The sequence below is a fragment of the Flavobacterium sp. genome, assembly GCF_029242675.1.
Lineage (GTDB): Bacteria > Bacteroidota > Bacteroidia > Flavobacteriales > Flavobacteriaceae > Flavobacterium.
Window position 1 is genome coordinate 1 of the sequence record NZ_JAQWTM010000044.1, and the last position, 4,882, is coordinate 4,882.

General features: G+C 33.9%; 5 protein-coding genes. All 5 read right to left on the bottom strand.

Translation table 11 applies throughout. The annotated features are described in order from the left end of the window. Positions 1-345 precede the first annotated feature (345 nt). A complete protein-coding gene (locus P8M54_RS01790) occupies positions 346-828 on the bottom strand; it encodes an ABC transporter ATPase (RefSeq protein ID WP_300284347.1) in 483 nt (160 codons plus the stop codon). Between the two features lie 84 nt (positions 829-912). Continuing rightward, a complete protein-coding gene (locus tag P8M54_RS01795) occupies positions 913-1,704 on the bottom strand; it encodes a (Fe-S)-binding protein (RefSeq protein WP_300284350.1) in 792 nt (263 codons plus the stop codon). A gap of 65 nt (positions 1,705-1,769) precedes the next feature. Further along, positions 1,770-3,107: a (Fe-S)-binding protein gene (locus P8M54_RS01800; RefSeq protein ID WP_300284353.1), complete on the bottom strand. Its 1,338-nt coding sequence runs from the start codon at positions 3,105-3,107 to the stop codon at positions 1,770-1,772. Positions 3,108-3,118: 11 nt separating this feature from the next. Next, a complete protein-coding gene (locus P8M54_RS01805; protein ID WP_300284356.1) occupies positions 3,119-4,078 on the bottom strand; it encodes an MlaD family protein in 960 nt (319 codons plus the stop codon). A gap of 376 nt (positions 4,079-4,454) precedes the next feature. Beyond that, positions 4,455-4,882, bottom strand: a 428-nt coding sequence (locus tag P8M54_RS01810) for an N-acetylmuramoyl-L-alanine amidase (protein ID WP_366525109.1), incomplete at its 5' end; no start/stop codon positions are given.

Consider the following 4,882-nt stretch of genomic DNA (forward strand, 5'->3'; position numbering starts at 1 on the left):
TGCACCTCGTGCCCTTGGCGCGCTAATTCTAAACCTAATTCAGTAGCTACGACACCACTTCCTCCAAATGTTGGATAACAAACTATTGCAATTCTCATGTATGTAATTTAATGGAACGAATTTAATAAAAATCAAGCGGACTTCATTTGAAATCGGCAAGGAAATACCTTTTTAAATGTTAAACTTTTCATCTACTTGAATCAACTTTGTTGCTTTTACTAACGACATACTATCACAGCAGCAACACTATTTTCTAGAAAATCAAGTCAGAGTTAAAATAGAGCAAAAAAAAACATCTGAATTTTTTCAGATGTTCTATATAAACTTAAGTATCCTTAGAGTCATTTAAAAAAAGCGACTGTGCCAACTGTCAATTGCGGGTACTTCCCACGACTCTTTAAATTCTTCTATATTATTTATAAGGTTGTTAAAAACGATGGTATTTTCAGTAACTGCTTTGTCCTTCACCATTTTTTTAAAATCAAGTAGTGGTTTGTGAGCAATATGTTCCCCTAACTTAAAGGTTACATTCATTTTATCTAACAAATCTACCGTATATTTCTTTTCTAAACTCTGAATAAATTCAACTGAAGCATCTATTGAGCATCCCGTTGCAGCTTGAACATCTTGGTTTACTGCTATAATAATAAATCGATTGTAATTTAATTGATAAGATGATTCTAAACTAGTACCGTGTGCAGCCCATCCATCAAGAAAAGAACGCAAGGCTGTCTCTACTTCAGCAAACTCCGCATCAGAAAATTTTCTATTGGATTGATAAATCCAAACACGGGATTCTTCTGGTAAATCTTCAAATGGTACGTACATGTTTTAATTTTGTTTTTTAATTGAAAGCTTTTTCAACTGCTATGCGAATGAAATTTTCGCATACCAATTTTTTTGGAAACTTAATTACAAATCTTGTGCATTAGCAATTAACTCTGCGATATCCATTACTTGAACTTCGCCTTCTTTCTCTTTATTTTTGATTCCGTCTGTCATCATCGTATTGCAAAAAGGGCAACCCGCTGCAATAATATCAGGCTGTACTTCAAGTGCATCTTCAGTTCTCAATACATTTACCTCTTTGTTTCCTGGTTCAGCATCTTTAAACATTTGAGCTCCACCTGCTCCACAACATAAACCATTTGCCTTAGAACGCTTCATTTCTACAAGTTCCACGTCTAATTTTTCAATTAACTCACGTGGTGCCTCATAAATTTTATTGGCTCTACCTAAATAGCACGGATCGTGAAATGTTATTTTCTTTCCTTTAAACTGTCCACCTTCGATTGTTAGTCTACCATCATCTAATAATGATTTTAAAAATTCCGTGTGATGTACCACTTCGTATTGACCACCTAACTCCGGATATTCATTCTTTAAAGTATTGAAGCAATGTGGGCAAGCCGTAACGATTTTTTTAGCTTCATATGCATTTAGCACCTCAATATTCATCATGGCTTGCATTTGAAACAAGAACTCATTCCCGGCTCTTTTAGCTGGATCTCCAGTACAACTCTCCTCAGTACCAAGTACTGCAAAAGGAACATTAGCACGGTTTAGAATACGTACAAATGCTTTAGTTATTTTTTTTGCTCTATCGTCAAAACTACCTGCACAACCTACCCAAAATAATACCTCAGGTTGTTTTCCTTGAGCTAACATCTCTGCCATAGTAGGCACAATTAAATTTTCTGACATTGTTTAATTTTTTATTCGGTTATCGCTTTTCAGCTTATTTTCTTTGAACTTTAACTATTAAAATATTAGTTTTCGTCTTTCCAGTTCAATCTATCTTGTTGGTTATATTGCCATGGTGCACCATTATTTTCAATGTTAGACATCATAGCATTTAACGGCATTGGCGCTGCACTTTGCTCCATTACTAGGTAGCGACGCATATCCATAATGATTGATAACGGACTAATATTTACGGGACATTCTTCAACGCAAGCATTACATGAGGTACATGCCCATAATTCTTCGGTAGTTATATAATCGTTTAATAATGTTTTATTATCTGGAATAAATATACCTTTATTAGCATCTATATTTCTACCCACTTCTTCTAAACGATCTCTTGTATCTATCATAATCTTACGTGGAGACAATTTTTTCCCGGTTTGATTAGCTGGACATGACGAAGTACATCTACCGCATTCCGTACACGTATATGCATTAAGTAATTGTACCCAATTCAAATCTTGGACATCGCTAGCACCAAACTTAGCTGGAACTTCTCCCTCTGCTGCTGGAGGCGCTGCCGCAAACGGGTCTGCGTTAGGATCCATCATCATCTTCACTTCCTTAGTTACCGCTTCTAAATTATCAAACTCACCTAATGGGTTCAAATCAGCAAAATAGGTATTTGGGAAAGCCAATAAAATGTGTAGGTGTTTTGAAAAATACAAGTAATTCATAAAGATTAAGATCCCAACGATATGCATCCACCAAAAAACCTCGGTCAATAACATAACCAATTCATTCGACATTCCGTTAAAGATCGGCTCAATGAATTGACTTATTGGAAAAGATCCAGCTTTAATAAAGTGTGAAAAACCACCTGGTACATTTTGCAAATGCAAATCAGTTGCATTCATTAGCAAAAATAAAGTCATCAGTACAACTTCAAAATAAAGAATATAGTTTGCATCATTCTTAGGAAATCCTTTTAAATCAGAATGTATAAAACGTTTTAGTCTAATTACATTTCTTCTGATCCAAAATACAGCTACAGCAAAAAGTACCAAAACTGCTAATATTTCAAAAGATGCAATCAAAACGTTATAGGTTGTGCCTAAAAAAGCAAAAACTCTATGCGTACCAAACAATCCATCAATAATGATTTCAAGTAATTCAATATTGATAATTATAAATCCTAAATAAACGATGATGTGCATAATTCCCGCTACTGGGCGTTTCACCATTTTTGACTGCCCCAAAGCAATCATGGCCATGTTTTTCCATCTTTCGCTAGGGTTATCCTTTCTATCTACATCAATTCCAAGATTGATATTTCTAATTATTTTCTTGATATTTATAAAAAAATAACCAAAACCAATTGCTAATACAATGGCAAATAATACATTATCTAAGTAGCTCATAAATGCTAGTTTTATTGTTTTTTAATTGTATCTGAAGGTGGACCAGTATAAGGTTTGTTTTTCTTGCCGAACAAAGAAATATTTACGTATCGCGTTGGATATAAGCGCACATCTTGAAGAAGTAACTCCAATTCCCTTGACGATTTTTCAAGATTGGAATATAATGCATCATCATTAAGCAATTTACCCATACTTCCTTTACCTGATTCTAGGCCTTTCATTATCGCGTTTACTTTTGCTATTGTGGCATTAATATCCCGAACGGTTTTACCTAAATTAGCTTTTTTGATAGAATCCGATATTTGTGCAAAATCTCCTGAAACTTTATTAAAATTAGTGACAACACCTTTAATTTGTGTTTTGTTCTCATCCAGCATCACATTAACAGTAGAGGATGCTTTACGAAATTGAACCATAGTTTGACTTAATTCAGATAAACTAACTTTTAAATCCTCTTGCGTTTTTTTATCCAAAACATTGTTTATTCCCGTCAGTAGCACATCGGCATTTGTCAATATCTTATCCAACTTCGCTTGAATAGGACTCAATTGATTCCCTAATGACTCAACTAAACCAACACGAACATCAGTTACCAATAATTGTCCATCCATTGCTAATTCTTTGTCCTGAAAATTGGGCTCAATGGCAATTTGCTTTCCTCCAATAAAACTTGGCTCATAAATGGTCGCCTTACTTGACCTTGAAATAGGAAAATCAGTTTTAACCTGCATTTCCACCATTAATTTACCGGTACTAGGATTGATTTTAATAACAGTCACTTTACCAATTACTAGACCATTCAAAGTCACTGGTGCGGAATTAGGTAATCCTTCCACAGAATCATATTCAGCGTAGAAAGTCGTGTAGGTACTAAAAAGTTCTCTTCCTTTCAAAAAACTGTAACCCCAAATAAATAATAAAAGGGATGCAATTACTAGAATTGCCGTTTTAATTTCTCTTGATAATTTCAAAATATATTTTTATTTATTGCAAATTTAATAATAAAAAATCAAAACTAAGCCTATTTAATTGCTTCTTAAATACTGATTTTATAGCCATCATCAATTGGTGCCTGATAGGTACTACCTAACCCGATTTATCGTACTTCATTTAGTGTCATTTTAGATCTCTCATAATCAGAAGTTTCATCATCACAAAAACAACATCTTTAACTACTAATTCCCTGCGACTTTACTATCAAACCAAAATTTTTGTGGTTTACTTTTTATAATTTAAGGCTAAGACTGAGTTTTGAACTTTATTTAAAGTAGTTGTCTTGGCTCTACACTATTTCATAAAAGTTATTAAAAATACTATATCTGTTAAAAGCGCATTTCTAATTTAAACTTATTCGCTTCCATAATATTCGTTTTTATAGCTCAAAATAGCATCTGAAATTGCTTTCGCTATCTCATTCTGACCTTCTTCTGAGTCGAGTATATTTCCTTCGGTATAGTTAGAAATAAAACCCATTTCGATTAAAACCCTTGGCATATACGCTTTGTGAAGTACCATGTAAGGAGCTTGCTTTACTCCTCCTCCTCTAATTTTTTTACCAAGTGCTTCAAATTTATCTTCCACCTTACTTGCTAAAGCAATACTATTTTCCAAATATTCTTCCTGCATCAAAGTCAGGCCTATCATAGTTTCAGGTGCATTGGGATCAAAGCCTTCGTACTTGGTTTTATAATCTTTTTCTAAAGTAATTACGGAGTTTTCCTTTTTTGCAGCCTCAAGATTAGATGCTATTTTTGTCATACCCATCACGTAGGTTT